The sequence below is a fragment of the Polaromonas sp. Polasp52 genome (assembly GCF_059491565.1).
Window position 1 is genome coordinate 2502205 of the sequence record NZ_CP168513.1, and the last position, 13555, is coordinate 2515759.

The 13555-nt window shown below is 66.4% G+C and carries 14 protein-coding genes; 8 read left to right on the forward strand and 6 right to left on the reverse strand.

Annotated elements, in window-relative coordinates:
- Positions 1 to 7: 7 nt before the first annotated feature.
- Positions 8 to 940 (reverse strand): LysR family transcriptional regulator, encoded by a 933-nt coding sequence (locus ACEN9P_RS11745; RefSeq protein WP_495622047.1) that lies wholly within the window; start codon positions 938 to 940, stop codon positions 8 to 10.
- 134 nt (positions 941 to 1074) lie between these two features.
- Between ACEN9P_RS11745 and ACEN9P_RS11750 the strand changes: the two genes are divergently transcribed.
- Positions 1075 to 2085: an aldo/keto reductase gene (locus tag ACEN9P_RS11750; RefSeq protein ID WP_495622048.1), complete on the forward strand. Its 1011-nt coding sequence runs from the start codon at positions 1075 to 1077 to the stop codon at positions 2083 to 2085.
- Between the two features lie 82 nt (positions 2086 to 2167).
- Here the strand turns inward: ACEN9P_RS11750 and ACEN9P_RS11755 are convergent, their stop codons facing one another.
- Positions 2168 to 3352, reverse strand: a complete 1185-nt coding sequence (locus ACEN9P_RS11755; protein WP_495622049.1) for an NAD(P)/FAD-dependent oxidoreductase — start codon at positions 3350 to 3352, stop codon at positions 2168 to 2170.
- A 218-nt stretch (positions 3353 to 3570) separates the two neighbouring features.
- Here ACEN9P_RS11755 and ACEN9P_RS11760 point away from each other — a divergent pair, with 218 nt between their 5' ends.
- Complete coding sequence (locus ACEN9P_RS11760) at positions 3571 to 4071, forward strand: hypothetical protein (protein WP_477662250.1); 501 nt, start codon at positions 3571 to 3573, stop codon at positions 4069 to 4071.
- Between the two features lie 70 nt (positions 4072 to 4141).
- Here the strand turns inward: ACEN9P_RS11760 and ACEN9P_RS11765 are convergent, their stop codons facing one another.
- Both ACEN9P_RS11765 and ACEN9P_RS11770 read right to left on the reverse strand, forming a co-directional pair.
- Entirely contained in the window at positions 4142 to 6895 is a 2754-nt protein-coding gene (locus tag ACEN9P_RS11765; RefSeq protein WP_495622050.1) for a polysaccharide deacetylase family protein, read from the reverse strand.
- 160 nt (positions 6896 to 7055) lie between these two features.
- Entirely contained in the window at positions 7056 to 7967 is a 912-nt protein-coding gene (locus tag ACEN9P_RS11770) for a LysR family transcriptional regulator (protein ID WP_495622051.1), read from the reverse strand.
- 106 nt (positions 7968 to 8073) lie between these two features.
- Here ACEN9P_RS11770 and ACEN9P_RS11775 point away from each other — a divergent pair, with 106 nt between their 5' ends.
- From ACEN9P_RS11775 to ACEN9P_RS11795, 5 genes are all read left to right on the forward strand, one after another.
- Entirely contained in the window at positions 8074 to 8547 is a 474-nt protein-coding gene (locus tag ACEN9P_RS11775; RefSeq protein ID WP_495622052.1) for an ester cyclase, read from the forward strand.
- On the forward strand, positions 8544 to 9467 hold the full coding sequence (locus tag ACEN9P_RS11780; protein WP_495622053.1) for an NADP-dependent oxidoreductase: 924 nt from the start codon (positions 8544 to 8546) through the stop codon (positions 9465 to 9467). Before ACEN9P_RS11775 ends, ACEN9P_RS11780 begins: the two co-directional genes overlap by 4 nt.
- A 33-nt stretch (positions 9468 to 9500) precedes the next feature.
- Positions 9501 to 9971, forward strand: a complete 471-nt coding sequence (locus ACEN9P_RS11785; RefSeq protein ID WP_495622054.1) for an ester cyclase — start codon at positions 9501 to 9503, stop codon at positions 9969 to 9971.
- A 56-nt stretch (positions 9972 to 10027) separates the two neighbouring features.
- On the forward strand, positions 10028 to 10897 hold the full coding sequence (locus tag ACEN9P_RS11790) for a helix-turn-helix domain-containing protein (RefSeq protein WP_495622055.1): 870 nt from the start codon (positions 10028 to 10030) through the stop codon (positions 10895 to 10897).
- A gap of 72 nt (positions 10898 to 10969) precedes the next feature.
- Positions 10970 to 11680, forward strand: coding sequence for a B3/B4 domain-containing protein (locus tag ACEN9P_RS11795; protein ID WP_495622056.1), 711 nt, complete (start codon positions 10970 to 10972; stop codon positions 11678 to 11680).
- Positions 11681 to 11804: 124 nt separating this feature from the next.
- On the opposite strand, the gene ACEN9P_RS11800 is transcribed toward ACEN9P_RS11795, so the two are convergent.
- Both ACEN9P_RS11800 and ACEN9P_RS11805 read right to left on the reverse strand, forming a co-directional pair.
- A complete protein-coding gene (locus ACEN9P_RS11800) occupies positions 11805 to 12404 on the reverse strand; it encodes a DUF1439 domain-containing protein (RefSeq protein WP_495622057.1) in 600 nt (199 codons plus the stop codon).
- 83 nt (positions 12405 to 12487) lie between these two features.
- Complete coding sequence (locus ACEN9P_RS11805) at positions 12488 to 12739, reverse strand: hypothetical protein (RefSeq protein WP_007874612.1); 252 nt, start codon at positions 12737 to 12739, stop codon at positions 12488 to 12490.
- Between the two features lie 178 nt (positions 12740 to 12917).
- On the opposite strand from ACEN9P_RS11805, the gene ACEN9P_RS11810 reads away from it, so the two are divergent.
- Positions 12918 to 13355 (forward strand): universal stress protein, encoded by a 438-nt coding sequence (locus ACEN9P_RS11810; protein ID WP_477662259.1) that lies wholly within the window; start codon positions 12918 to 12920, stop codon positions 13353 to 13355.
- Positions 13356 to 13555: the final 200 nt, after the last annotated feature.

Here is a 13555-nt window from a genome sequence, read left to right on the forward strand (position 1 = left end):
CGCGCCGCTACTGCGGGTAGAGCTTTGCGCCCGCCGCGAACTCCGCCTTGAACACCTCCGCCACCCAGTCGGCAAAGGCCCTGACCTTGGCCGTCAGGTGGCGGTTGCGCGGGTACATCACCACCATGGGCAGGTCTTCGGGCTGCCAGTCGGGCAGCACGCGCACCAGCGCACCGCTCTCCAGCAGCGCGCAGGTGCGCCGTGTGAGTGGCGGCTGCGCCAGGCCCAGGCCGGCCAGCACCGCGCCCATGTGGCTGTCGGCGTCGTTGCAGGTCACCCAGTGCGGGCGGTTGATTTGCCGCAGCTCGCCGTCCTTGGAAAACTCGAATGGAAAAATCTTGCCGGTCTTGGCCGAATGGAAGTTCACGAAGCGGTGCTGCTCCAGGTCTTCCAGGGTTTTCGGCGTGCCGTACTGCGCCAGGTAGGAGGGCGCGGCGCAGGTCACCACCTTGAGCCGACCCAGCGGCCGCGCAACCAGGGTTTCGTCGTGCAGCAGGCCGCCGCGTATCACGCAGTCCACGCCCTCGGCCACCAGGTCCACCGGCCTGTCGCTGCTGCCCAGCTCCAGCACCATGTCCGGGTAGCGCTTGAAGAATTCCGGCAATGCCGGCGAGACCACATGCCGGCCCACGGCGGCCGGCACGTCCACACGCAGCCGCCCGGCCGGCGTGGCCACCGCGCGGCGCAGCGCGCCTTCGAGCTCGCCCATGTCCTGCAGCATGGCCAGCGCCCGCTGGTGGTACAGCGCGCCATCGTCCGTCAGGCTCAGCCGGCGCGTCGTGCGGTTCAGCAGGCGCACGCCCAGGTGGGCTTCCAGTTCCTGCACCGTCGTCGTCACGCGCGCCTTGGGCATGTGCAGCGCCGTGGCCGCCGCGGTAAAGCTGCCCAGCTCGACCACGCGGTTAAACACTTCCATCGCTTTGTAGCGGTCAACACTCATGAATCCAGCCTTATTGTTCTTGAATTAGGTAACAGTTATTTAGGTAGTTTGCAGTTTATTCCTGTAATTGAAATCAATACAGTCCTTCTACCGCACATCCATTCACTGACTCCGAATTCACCGAAAGGCTCCCCATGAACACCACCACCCTTGCCCAAACCCGCCTGGGCGCCAAAGGCCCGCAATCCGTTTCCGCCATAGGCCTGGGCGCCATGGGCATGTCCGCCATGTATGGCGCGGCGGACGAAGCGCAAAGCATCGCCACGATTCACGCGGCACTCGACGCCGGCATCAACCTCATAGACACCGGCGACTTCTACGGCATGGGCCACAACGAAATGCTGCTGGGCCGTGCGCTCAAGGGCCGGCGCGACGAGGCACTCATCTCCGTCAAGTTCGGCGCGCTGCGCGACCCCAGCGCCGGCTGGATAGGCATGGACGGCCGGCCTGCCGCCGTCAAGAACTTCCTGGCCCACAGCCTGCAGCGCCTGGGCACCGACCACATCGACATCTACCGCATCGCGCGGCTCGACCCGAACGTGCCCATCGAAGACACGATTGGCGCCATCGCCGACATGGTCAAAGCCGGTTTTGTACGCCACATAGGCCTGAGCGAAGTCGGTGTCGACACCATCCAAAAAGCCCACGCCGTGCACCCGATTTCCGACCTGCAGATCGAGTACTCGCTGATCAGCCGCGGGCCCGAGGCCGAGATCTTTCCCGTGCTCAGGCAGCTGGGCATAGGCGTCACCGCCTACGGCGTGCTCTCACGCGGCCTGCTGTCAGGCTCCAAACCCACGGGGCCGAACGACTTCCGTGCCCACCTGCCGCGCTTCACCGGCGACAACGCCGCCAAAAACCAGCAGCTGGTCGACGTGCTGCAGCAACTCGCCGCCGGCCTGGGCGCCACGGCCTCGCAGGTCGCGATTGCCTGGGTGCTGGCGCGCGGCAAGGCCCTGGGCGTGGACATGGTGGCGCTGGTCGGCTCGCGCACCTTGAAGCAGCTGGACGAATCGCTGGGTGCGCTCAAGCTCACGCTGGGCAGCGAAGACCTTAAGCGCATTGAAGCCGCGCTGCCGGCCGATGCCGTGGCCGGCACGCGGTATGGGGCTGAGCAGATGGCGCATCTGGACAGCGAGAAATAAAGCGCAAGCAAATACGGCTCAAAAAATGAGCCGTATTTTCGGAAATGCGGCTCAAAAGCGCTTTTTCTCTCTTGCCCGCTGCCTAAATCACATTCTTTTCAACTAAGGCCTCACCGCTTACCAGCCGCCCGGCCGCCAGCGGCGACAAATCCAGGCTGGTGTAAGCCCCCTCGCAAATCCACTCCGCCAGGCCCCGCCCCACGGCCGGCGACTGCTGCAGGCCGTGGCCGCTAAAGCCATTGGCCAGCAGCAAATTCGGCAGCAGCGGGTGCGGCCCCAGCAGCGCGTTATGGTCCAGCGTGTTGTATTCGTAGTAGCCGGCCCAGGCGCGCTGCAGGCGCAGCGCCTCAAAACCCGGCACGCGGTGCGCCAGCGTCAGCCAGGCCTGGTCGAAGAGTTCGTGGTCCACGTCCAGCGGCGCGTCGTTGGCGTCATTGCCCTCGGCGGGCGGCAGGCCGCAAATCCAGATATCGCCCTCGGGCCGGAACCACAGGCCGCTGGTGTCTATCACCAGCGGGCAACCCGGTGTCTTCGCGGGGCTGGCAAATGCGTAGACACAGCGCCTGCGCCCATACACCGGCAGGTCCAGCCCGGTGTTTGCCATCAGCGGCCGCGCCCAGGCGCCCGCCGCGTTCACCGCCCAGTCGCAAGACAACTGCGCGCCGCCCTGCAAGCTCACTGCTGTTACGCGGCCCGCGCTGTGCACAAAGCCCGTGGCTTCGGCTTTCACATATTGCACGCCCAGGCTGCGCGCCTTATGTTTAAAAGCCATCAGCAGGCCGTAGCCATCAAACCAGCCCTCGCCCGCCAGGCCCAAAGAACCCAGCGCGAGGTCGTCCACATTGAGCCACGGAAAGCGCTGCCGCAATTGCGCGGGCTCCAGCAGCGCAACCTCCACGCCCATGGCGCGCTGCGTCGCATGGTTCTCGCGCAAGGTGGCCGCACCGGCGTCCGTGGCCAGGTACAGATAGCCGCGCTCGGCCAAACCAATCTCGGGCACATCGCCATCCACCGCGAGGTGCTGGTGGATGTTGCGAAGAAATTCAATGCCGAACTGCGAGACCGCGATGTTCACCGGTTGCGAGAACTGCTGGCGTATCGAGCTGGCCGACAGCGCCGACGAAGCCTGCGCATAAGTCGGGTCGCGCTCTATCACCGTGACCTCGCCGCTAAAGCGCGGATGGCTTGCAAGAAAGTAGGCGATCGCGCTGCCGATCACGCCGCCGCCCGCGATGACGATTTTTTGGGAGGGTGTTGTGTTGCGCATGCCGTTCGCTTTTGTCCTGCAGTCTCGATGCGCCACATCCTACATGGCGGCCATGCTGCCCACGCATTTGTCGCCGCACAGCGACAAAAGAGGTTAAGCGCAAGCCCTCAAGTGCAACGGTGTGTGTGCGGGGTCAACAGCGCGCGGCGCCATGCCGTTGAACACGAGGCTACGTGATATCAACGATTCAACCTTCCATATCCAAAGGACTCTCTCTCATGAACAAACTGCTCGCTACCCTGATTGCCACCCTGTTCGTTGGCATCGCTTCCGCACAAACCCCTGCACCCACCGCACCGGCCGCTTCGGCTGCAACCAAAGCTGAAGTCAAGGCGGAAGCCAAGGCCGACAAAGCTGTCGCCGGTGCCGTGAAGAGCGAAGCCAAGGTCGATGCCAAGGCAGACGCCAAGGTCGCCAAGGCCGAAGCCGCAGCCGCCGCAAAAACCGCCAAGGCCGATGCCAAGGCTGCCAAGGTGAAAGCCAAGGCCGAAGCCAAAGCTGCCAAGGCCGACGCTGACGACCAGGCCAAGGCCAACGCCAAGGCTGAAAAGACCGGCATCAAGGCAGACGCCAAAGCCGCTTCCACCAAGGTTGACGCCAACGCCAAGGTCGACTCGCTGAAAGTGGAAACCGGCGCCGACAAGGCCAAGGCCAAGCTCGACACCAATGCTGTCAAGGCCGAAGCCAAGACCGACGTGAAAGCCGCCGCAAGCAAGTAAGCAAGCGCGCAAAAAAAGGGGCAGCTGTTTCAGCTGCCCCTTTTTGTTTTTCCGCCTGGCCTGTCGCGGCTCAGCCCTTCTCCAGCTCCTGCTTCGCATGGCCCGCGCCCGGCCCCGTGGGCGCGAGCTCCAGGTAGGCGCGAAAGGCTTTCCTGGCCTTCTCGCCGTCGCCGGCCTTCGCATGGGCGTCGCCCAGGTTCAGGTAGGCAATCGCGCGTGATGGGTCCATCTTCACCGTGTTCTCAAACCAGCGCGCCGCTTCCTTGAACTTGTCCTGCTTGAAGTAGACAAAGCCCAGGTTGTTCGCGGCCAGCGCGAAGTCCGGCCGCAGCTTCAGCGCCTCGGTGAACTGCGCTTCCGCTTCGGCGTAATTTTTTTCCTTGTAGAGCTGCAGGCCGCGGTCGTTGGCGCGCTGCGCCAGCTGGCGCGCCGAACTCGGCACGGCCAGCGGCGTGACGATCTTCTGCTCGCCGCCCTGCAAATCCTTCACCACCACCGTGGCCGATACCGGCAGCGCGGCGGGGCTGTCGGCGGCAGCGGGCGCGGCGGCAGTGGCCGGCACCGGCGGCCGCGTCGCATCGAGCTTGCTGTTCAGCGCGATCGCGTCCCCCGACAACTGGCTGGTCTGCGCGCTCAAAAACTCCGCCTCCACCGGCAGCGCGAACACAAAGTCGCCGCCTTCCGATCCCGGCAGGCTGCCGAAGGCCGGCGTCTGGCGCGACACAGCCGACACCGCCGGCGCCACATACGCGGCCAGCTCGGTCGCGGTGATCAGGCCGTCGCCGTTGAGGTCGGCCTTGCCGGCCATGGCCTGCAGCAGCGTCCAGGTAAACACCGAATGCCCGTTGGGCCCGCCGTCGGCCACCAGCTGGTCGGCGCCGCCGGCCGTCAGCATCTGCCGGCCCAGGCGCTTGGCGTTGTCCCGCAAGAAGTTGCCGCTGCCCGCGCCGCGCGTCAGCCCCAGGCCGCTGTAGCAGGCATCCATCACAAACAGCACATGTTTGGCCGTCACGCTTTCGGCGATGTTCTGCAGCTCTGTCATGGGCACCGCGTCGGTCGCGAGTTTGTTCGGGTCCGAATCGGCCGGGATGATGTAGCCCAGGTCGCGGCCCGAGCTCAGCTGGCGCGTCGCGCCGTGGCCCGCGAAGAACACAAACAGCCTGTCGTTCTTTTTCATGCCGCTGCGCGCCAGCTTGTCGTTAAAGGCCGCGAGTATGCCGGCGCGCGTCGCCTCGCGGTTTTCCAGCGACAGTACATGCTCGGCGCTGAAGCCGAAGCGCTGCACCAGCGTCTCGCGGATGGCCCGGGCGTCGCGCACCGCGTACTGCAGCTTGGGCCAGTGGGCATAGTCGTCGATGCCTATCACCACGGCCCATGAGTCGCTGTAGCCCGGGTTGGCCGCCACAGGGGCCGGCGCCGCCGCTGCGCCCTTGGCGATGCTGAAACCGCTGCCGTCCCAGTTCGCGAACTGGTAGCCCTCGGCCACCAGCCGGTCCAGGATGGCCGGCAGGGCTTTGACCGTGCGCTCATGGATGTCGTGGAACAGGATGATGCCGCGCCCTTCCTTCTCCACCGTGCGCAGCACGCGCTCCACAATCGAGCTGGGCACCGGGTCGGCCCAGTCCAGCGAATCGATGTTCCACATCACCGAGCGCAGCTGCGCGCCCGACAGCAGGTCCAGGCCCTCGTCATTGCGCGCGCCATACGGAAAGCGAAACAGCGGCGAACGCCGCGCATCCACCGCCTTGAGCAGCTCGTCGGTGCCCAGCACCTCCGACTTGAGCCCGTCGCCCTTGAGTTTGGAAAGCTGCGCATGCGTCATGCTGTGGTTGGCCAGCGTGTGGCCCGCCTCCAGCAGCTTGCGGCTCACCTCGGCGCGCGGGCCGAGTTTGGTCTTGCCGTCGGCCCCCACCGTGCCCAGGTTGCTGCCCACCTGGAAGAAGATGGCCGGCGCGCCATACTGCTTGAGAATCGCCGCGATCTCCGCCGTGTACACGCCGTGCGGGCCGTCGTCAAAGGTCAGCACCACGGTCTTGGGCGGCAGGCTGTAGCCGAACACTTCGCCCTCTTCCTCGCCCTTGGCCTTGCGCGTGGGCGCCTTGGGTGCGGGGTAGGGCATCACCACACCGAAGTCCTTCAAAATCTGCGCGCGCGTGTACAGCTTCTTGAGGCTGGCCAGATAGTCCTCCCAGCGCTCGCGCTTCAGGTCAATCGCGCGCGGCTCAAAGCGGCCGAAGACCAGGCGTATTTCTTTTTCGTAATTGCGCTCTATCTCCTGCAGCGCGTCCAGGTCCTCGCCTATGCGCTTGTGCAGCTTGATCGCCGGCAGCGAAGAGTCCGCCGCCACCGCGGCCTGCAGGCTGCGCAGCAGTTCGCGAAAGGCCAGGCGGTCCGCGTCGAACAGGGACTTGTCGCTCTCGATGTAGTCCAGCAGCCCGGCCATCGCGTCAAAGCGCTGCGCGTTACCCGAAGCCGCCAGCGCCGCCATCTGCGCCTCCAGAGCGGCCACACGCTCGCGGTTTTCATGGAACAGGCCCTGGCCCACCTGGTTGGCCATGGCGCGCTCGTTCGTGCCCAGGCTTTTTTCATCGGCAAACAGCACAATGATTTTGCGGTAGCCGGCCAGCACCTCCTGCATGCCCGCGAGGATTTTGCTGGTGTCCGGCGGCGCGGTGACTGCAGTCGCCACGGCCGCCGCCGTCGCCTTGTCCTGCTTGCCGCGCCAGGCCCGGCTGTCCACGCTGATCAGCACGGCCGTTGCCACCGCCAGCAGCAGCACGGCCCCCGCGGCCCCCAGGGCCAGTTTGGTGTTTCTTTTCATCATGGTGTTTTTGTGTTGTGGCCGACCCGGCCGCCCCGGGTCCTGCTTCACTTGCCCTCCGGCGCACCGCAGGCCTGGCCTGTGGCGGTGCGCCCCCTCTGCGCTGGATCATAGCTTTGCGCCGCGGGCCGCCAGCCCTTTCCCAACAAGGCAAGGCGCAAGGCTACAAGGACTTCGCCAGCGACTCCATCAATGCCCTGAGCCACACCTGGGCCGGGTTGGTTTCGCTGCGCCGGTGCCAGATGAGGTCGAACGGCACTTGCGGCAGCGCGACGGGCGGCGGAAACAGCACCAGCATGCGCCGGGCCGGTGAATGCAGGGCCACCCGCTTCATGACCGTGGCGGTCATCCGGGTCTGGGCGACCACCGCCGGTATCGCGAACATCTGCGGCAGGCTCAGCGCCAGCTTGCGGCGCTTGCCGAGCTGCGCGAGCGCTTCGTCCACCAGGCCATGGCGATCGCCTTCGGGCGAGGCCAGCACATGCTGCAGCGACAAAAAGGTTTTCAGGTTCATGCCGCGCCGCGCGTCGGGATGGTCGCGGCGCACGATGGTGACGAAGTCGTCGCGCAGGATGGGGCGGGTCAGTATCCGGCTTTCCGCCTGCGTGGGCGGCACGCCGACCGCCGCATCGATCAAGCCGGCGTCGAGCAGGTCGACCGCGCTGTCCCGGCTGCTGAAGCTGCGCACGCTCAGCGAGATGCCGGGCGCTTTTTTCTCCAGCGCATTCAACAGCGCGGGCAGCAGCACAAAGGCGGGGTAGTCCGACAGGCCCAGGGTGAAATCCATGGTCACCCGGGCCGGGTCGAACTCGGGCTTTTTCACCAGGGCCGCCTCCAGCCGCCGCAGCGCATCCGCCACGGGCCCGGCGAGGTCCCTGGCGCGCGGCGTGGGCAGCAGGCCTTCGGCGCTGCGCAGAAACAAGGGGTCTTCAAACAGCGTGCGCAGGCGCGACAGCGCGGCGCTCATCGCCGGCTGGCTCACGCCCATGCGCACCGCGGCGCGGGTCACGTTGCGCTCCTCCACCAACGCGTCAAAAGCCGCGAGCAGGTTCAGGTCTATCCCATGAAAATCCATAAATCAAATACTCATTTATACAGATCATTTGTTGGACAGATGGTAACGCGGTGCCCAGAATTCCGCCGTTGCTTCACCACTTCACCACCCCAACAAGGATCACTTCATGAGCCATTCCAACCCCGGCAACCCCAGCGCGCAGGACCAGGCGCGGCGCCAGTCCATAGACCTGCTGTACCGCGCGTTCAGCGACCAGAACCCCGATCTCCTGGATGACGCCGTCACCGCCGACTGGGACGACATCCCCCTGGCGCCCGGCCAGGGCCCCGGGCCCGAAGGCCTCAAGCCCATCATCCGCGGCTTCATCGAAGCGCTGCCCGACGTGCGCATCACGGCCCATGAGGTGCTGATGGACCAGGGCCGCGCCGCGGTGCGCGCCGAGATCACCGGCACCCACCTGGGGCCCCTCTTCGGCATCGCGGCCACCGGCAGGAAGGTCAGCTTTCGCATCCATGAGTTCCACGAATTCGAGGGCGAGCGCATCAAGCGGACCTGGCATATGGAGGACTGGTTCGGCCTGTTCCAGCAGCTGGGCGCCTTTCCGGCACTCGGTAAGCAGGCTGGCGAGGGCACGGCATGAAAGCGCTGCGTATCCACGAATTCGGCAACCCCAGCCTGGCCGTGCTCGAAGACCTCGCGCCGGCCGAACCCGGCCCCGGCCAGGTGTCCCTGCGCATAGAAGCCGCCAGTGTGAACCCGCTGGACCTCAAGATGCTGGCCGGCCATATGCAGCAGGTGTTCCCGGTGAACCTGCCCTACACGCTGGGCACCGACCTGGCCGGTGTGGTCTTGCAGGCCGGCCCCGGCGTGGCCCGGTTCAAACCCGGCGACCGCGTGGTGGGCCGCCTGGAGCCCACAGTCGGCGGCGCTTTCGCGCAGGCGGCCGTCGTCCCCGAGCAGGCCCTGAGCCCCATGCCGGCCGACATGAGTTTCGAGCAGGCCGCCGCATTGCCGACCGCCGCGGGCACGGCCTGGCTCGCTTTGTTCGGTGCCGGCAAGCTGCAAGCCGGGCAACGCGTGCTCGTCCATGCGGCAGCGGGCGGTGTCGGCAGCTTTGCCGTGCAATTCGCCAGGCAGGCCGGGGCGCATGTCATCGTCACCGCCTCGGCGCGCAACATGGGCCTGGCCGGGGAGCTGGGCGCCCACGAGGTGATCGACTACCAGCGCCAGGACTTCGCCGGCCTGCTGCGCGGGGTGGACCTGGTCCTAGACACGGTGGGCGGCGACACGCTCGAGCGTTCATGGCAGGTGCTCGCGCCCCGGGGCGCGGTGGTGAGCACCGTCGACTTCGCCGTCAAGCCGCGCGGCAACCAGGCGGGCACCTTTGTGTTCTTCCAGCACGATGCCGCGGCCCTGTCTGGGATTCTGGAGAGCTTCAAGGCCAAGCAGTTGCAGATCGTGCTGGACACGATCCACCCACTCGACGACGCGCGCGCCGCCCTCGAGCAGGTGGCGGGCGGCCATGCCCGCGGCAAGGTCATCGTGCGGGCATCGCACTGAGCGGCTTGTTCACCCACAACACGGAGTCAACACATGAAAAAAGCCCTCACGGCCCTCGCCCTGGCAAGCGGCCTCGCCGGCGCGGTCCAGGCCGCCGACCGGGATGTGGTGCAGGCGCTCTACAGCGACGTGCTGAGCGCCACCACCAGCCCCGACCTGCCGGCACGCATGGCCAGGGTGCTCTCGCCTGGCTGGCAAAGCATAGGCGACTACGCAAGCCCGGTGAAGACACGCGACCAGTTCCTCGCGCAGCTGCAGCGGGTGGGCGGCGCCCTCCCCAACCTGAGCTGGAAGGTCGAGGAAATCCTGCAGGCCGGCAATCGTTTTGTGGTTCGCGGCCGTGCCACCGCCACGCCTGTCGCGCCCTTCATGGGGGCGCCCTTCACGGGCCGCGGCTTCGAGATCATGGCCATCGACATCCACACGGTCGAGGACAACAAAATCGTGCTGAGCTACCACGTGGAAGACTGGCACGGGGCGCTTGAGCAGCTCCAGCGGCGCTGAAGCCGCGGCCGCGCAAGGCATGGCGCACCGGCCTGGCCGGTGGCATCATCCCCTTCATGCCCGCCCCGCCCCCGCACCAATGCCGCGTCCTGGCTACGCCCTGGGACGGCGTGTATGGCACGCACATCGACAGCGCGCGCCACTACCGCCGCCATTCGCATGCCGTCTTTGGCGTGGGCTGGCTGCAGCAGGGCGCGCAAACCTCGGCCAGCGGCCGCGGCCAGGTTCAGGCCTATGCCGGCGACATCCTGATGTGCAACCCCGGCGAGGTGCATGACGGCCAGCCGCTGGGCGGGCCTTCGCGGCGCTGGCGCATGCTCTACCTCGAGCCCGCCGCCATGGCCGCCGCGCTGGGCGTGCACTATGCGGCCTCGATAGAGCTGACCCGGCCCGTCGCCCAGGATGCGCGGCTCAGGCTGGCGCTGGAGCAGCTGCTGCTGCGCCTCCAGCAATGGAGCGGCGGCAGTGCGGGCATCGATGCACTCGCCTGCGAAGAGTCGCTGGCGCGCGTCTGTGAACTGCTCACGCAGCGCCACACCCTGGCCGCTGAGCGCCCCGCCAAACCCGTCACGGCCATCGCGGCCATCAACCCGCACATCCACCAGGTGCGCGAGCGCATCGCCGCCGATCTGCTCGCGCCACCCACCCTGGCCGAGATGGCGCGCATGGCGGGCCTGAGCCGCTTCCAGCTGCTGCGGCATTTTGAAAAAGCCTTTGGCCTCACGCCCCACGCCTGGCTGCTGCAGCAGCGCGCCGAGCGCGCGCGCAGCCTGATACGCGGCGGCACCGGCCTGGCCCAGGCGGCCGCCGCCTGCGGCTTTGCCGACCAGAGCCATATGACGCGCCTCTTCACGCGCCAGTTCGGCTTCACGCCCGGCGCCTGGCAGCAAGCCACGGCACGCGCGGCCGGCGGCACGCTGCAATAACGTTCAAGACGCCGGCCCGGCGCGGGGGCAGACTGCGCGGTGTTTCTCCTCACAGACCACCGGAGCGCCTACATGTTGTTTCGCCATTCAGACGCCCTCTGGGCCGACTACCCCAACCTGGTGCCCGGCGTGCTGCACGCCGGTGGCATCAGCGCGAATGTGGACGTCGCCCCGCAGGTCGCCCGCTTTAACGCCATCGCGCAAGCCCGGCTGGCCGCCGGCCCCGAAAGCGAGTTTCCCGAAGTGCAGGCCTGGCGGCGGGTGTTTTCCAGCATGGGCCTCAAGCCCACGCAATACCGCTGCGCCTCCGAGTCGCTGCTGCGGCGCTTTCGCAAGGAGAACGCCTTGCCCCCGCTGCATCCGCTGGTCGATTTGTGCAATGCCGTCTCGCTGGCCTTTGCGATTCCGATTGCCGTGTTTGACATCGCCAGGGTGTCGCAACAGCTTGAAGTGCGCTACGCCACAGGCGCTGAAAACTACCAGACCTTTGGCGGCGAGATCGAACACCCCGAGCCCGGCGAGGTGATATTCGCCGACGCCACTGAAGCAGCAGAAGCGGCCCCCAACGCCCATGCGCGCCGCTGGACGAACCGGCAAAGCGGCCTGTCCGCCGTCAGCGTAGGCACACGCGACGTGCTCATCGTGGCCGAAGCCCTGCATGCTTCGGCGGCCGAGGACGTGGCACGCTTGCTCAATACCCTGGCGCAGGAGCTGATAGCCGCCTGGCCCACCGAGCCCAGGGCGCAGCTGCTAAGCCGGGCCTCTCCGCGCTTTGAGTTTTAACTCCCTCCCCCGCTGGGGGGGGTTGGGGTGGGGGCCAGCGGCCTTCAAGCACATGCCGGCGAAGTTTCAAACGCCGCAAGCCCCCATCCCTGCCTTCCCCCAGCGGGGGAAGGAGCAAGACCCCTCAAGGCTGCTGCTTGTTCACAAACCCAATCACCAGCCCCCTGGCCGTCACCGTGATGCTGCCCGGCTGCACGCCCATGCTGTCGGGCAGCGCCAGGTCTTGCGGTTTGAGTGTGTGCAGCACCGCGCCCTGCAGCGCCTGCTCCGCCAGCTGCGGCCCGTAGCTGGCCAGCAGCAGGGAGATCTCGGGCGGCACACCCTCGAACTGCAGCGTGTTCACGCGCAGCTGGTGCGCGCGTATGGTCATGTCGCTGGCCTCATAACGCAGCGCGAAGTCCAGGTCAAAGGTGCCGGGGTAGGCGCGCCGCAGTGCGGGGCCGCCGGCTTCGACGGCCATCACCGCGCCCAGCCGGTTCAGCTCGGGCATCATGCGCAGCTGCGGCGCCTGCACCGTGATGTCCAGGATGCCCTCGGCGCGTTTGCGCAGCGGAAAGCGCTTGGCAACCGCGTCCTGCAGCTGGGCCGTCGTCACCGTGTAGCTGGGCTGGGCCTGCGCGCCAGACAGCGCCAGCCAGGCCGCGCCGCCTATGGCCAGGTGTGTGGTGGCGGCCAATAAGCGGCGCCGTTGCGGGGAGTGTTGTGGGTCGGGTGCTTTCATCATCCCTTCGATGCTGCACCCCATGCAGAGTTTCCGGCGTCAGCCAATGCCGCAATCGCGTGAACCTCGCGTAAAGCAGGGGCCCTTCAGCGCCCCACCACAGACCAGCCGGCCTTCTGGTTGGTCTTGTCGTTCTCGTATTCCCAGGCCGTGCCGCAACGGTCGCATTTGTAGCGCGTGATGGTGATCAGGCCGTGGCGCCGCGTTTCATGGCGCGGGTCGCCCTGCACCAGCTCCGGGTGGCCGGGCGCCTTGCGCCAGTGGCGCTGTATGCCCGCGCAGGACTCGCAAAGTTCCATCTTCTTGAGTTCCTGTGCGCGCTGGGGGTCTTGGGTCATGGGCTGCTTTGTGGGGTCGGGGAGTCGTCGGAAAAATCGGGGCTGAGTTCCGATTGTCGCCTGTGTATTTCCCCACCGCCAGTGCGGCGACCCTGCTGCCGCAGGGGCGATCATTTGACCGGCACCCACGGCAGGCCTATTCTGGAATCGCCCAGTCACTTCATTCGGGAGACACATCATGTACAAACGAATTTTGCTGGCTTACGACGGTTCCACACCCGGCCAGAAAGCCTTGCTGGACTGCCGCGAGATCGCGCAGTGGAGCGGGGCCTCCTTGACACTGATCGCCGTGATGTCCCTGCAGCGGCGGGTCGTCGCCGCCGAAGGTGTGATCTACGAACAAAGCATCATCGAGGAAGACAAGGCCAGGTACCAGGGCATCCTCAACGACGGCCTGCGCCGGCTCATAGAAGCCGGCCATGAGGCCAAGGGCGAAGTGCTCTACGGCGAAACCGTCGATGAAATCGCGAACTACGCCAAACAGATGGACGCCGACCTGATCGTCGTCGGCCACAAACACCTCGAAGGCTGGGCCGCCCGCTGGTGGCGCGGCTCGGTCTCCAAATCACTGATCGCACATGCGCCCTGCAGTGTGCTGGTGGTGATTACGCGCTAAGCGCTGGCGAGCGAGACAGATCAAAGTTTTTTTGATCCTGTTGCTCAGGATGTCTTTATCTGCGTTCATCTGCGTCATCTGCGGATGAATTCGGGTCCGCAGAATTCAAATCCGCAGATGACGCAGATTTACACAGATTAAAAACAAGGGGTCCGCGTCCAAGACAGGACGGATGTCTTGGCATGGAGGCGGTACAACAA

Bases quoted from the DNA above. Each gene is read 5' to 3' on its own strand.
- ACEN9P_RS11745 (WP_495622047.1), bottom strand. From the start codon at position 940: ATGAGTGTTGACCGCTACAAAGCGATGGAAGTGTTTAACCGCGTGGTC.
- ACEN9P_RS11750 (WP_495622048.1), top strand. From the start codon at position 1,075: ATGAACACCACCACCCTTGCCCAAACCCGCCTGGGCGCCAAAGGCCCG.
- ACEN9P_RS11755 (WP_495622049.1), bottom strand. From the start codon at position 3,352: ATGCGCAACACAACACCCTCCCAAAAAATCGTCATCGCGGGCGGCGGC.
- ACEN9P_RS11760 (WP_477662250.1), top strand. From the start codon at position 3,571: ATGAACAAACTGCTCGCTACCCTGATTGCCACCCTGTTCGTTGGCATC.
- ACEN9P_RS11765 (WP_495622050.1), bottom strand. From the start codon at position 6,895: ATGATGAAAAGAAACACCAAACTGGCCCTGGGGGCCGCGGGGGCCGTG.
- ACEN9P_RS11770 (WP_495622051.1), bottom strand. From the start codon at position 7,967: ATGGATTTTCATGGGATAGACCTGAACCTGCTCGCGGCTTTTGACGCG.
- ACEN9P_RS11775 (WP_495622052.1), top strand. From the start codon at position 8,074: ATGAGCCATTCCAACCCCGGCAACCCCAGCGCGCAGGACCAGGCGCGG.
- ACEN9P_RS11780 (WP_495622053.1), top strand. From the start codon at position 8,544: ATGAAAGCGCTGCGTATCCACGAATTCGGCAACCCCAGCCTGGCCGTG.
- ACEN9P_RS11785 (WP_495622054.1), top strand. From the start codon at position 9,501: ATGAAAAAAGCCCTCACGGCCCTCGCCCTGGCAAGCGGCCTCGCCGGC.
- ACEN9P_RS11790 (WP_495622055.1), top strand. From the start codon at position 10,028: ATGCCCGCCCCGCCCCCGCACCAATGCCGCGTCCTGGCTACGCCCTGG.
- ACEN9P_RS11795 (WP_495622056.1), top strand. From the start codon at position 10,970: ATGTTGTTTCGCCATTCAGACGCCCTCTGGGCCGACTACCCCAACCTG.
- ACEN9P_RS11800 (WP_495622057.1), bottom strand. From the start codon at position 12,404: ATGATGAAAGCACCCGACCCACAACACTCCCCGCAACGGCGCCGCTTA.
- ACEN9P_RS11805 (WP_007874612.1), bottom strand. From the start codon at position 12,739: ATGACCCAAGACCCCCAGCGCGCACAGGAACTCAAGAAGATGGAACTT.
- ACEN9P_RS11810 (WP_477662259.1), top strand. From the start codon at position 12,918: ATGTACAAACGAATTTTGCTGGCTTACGACGGTTCCACACCCGGCCAG.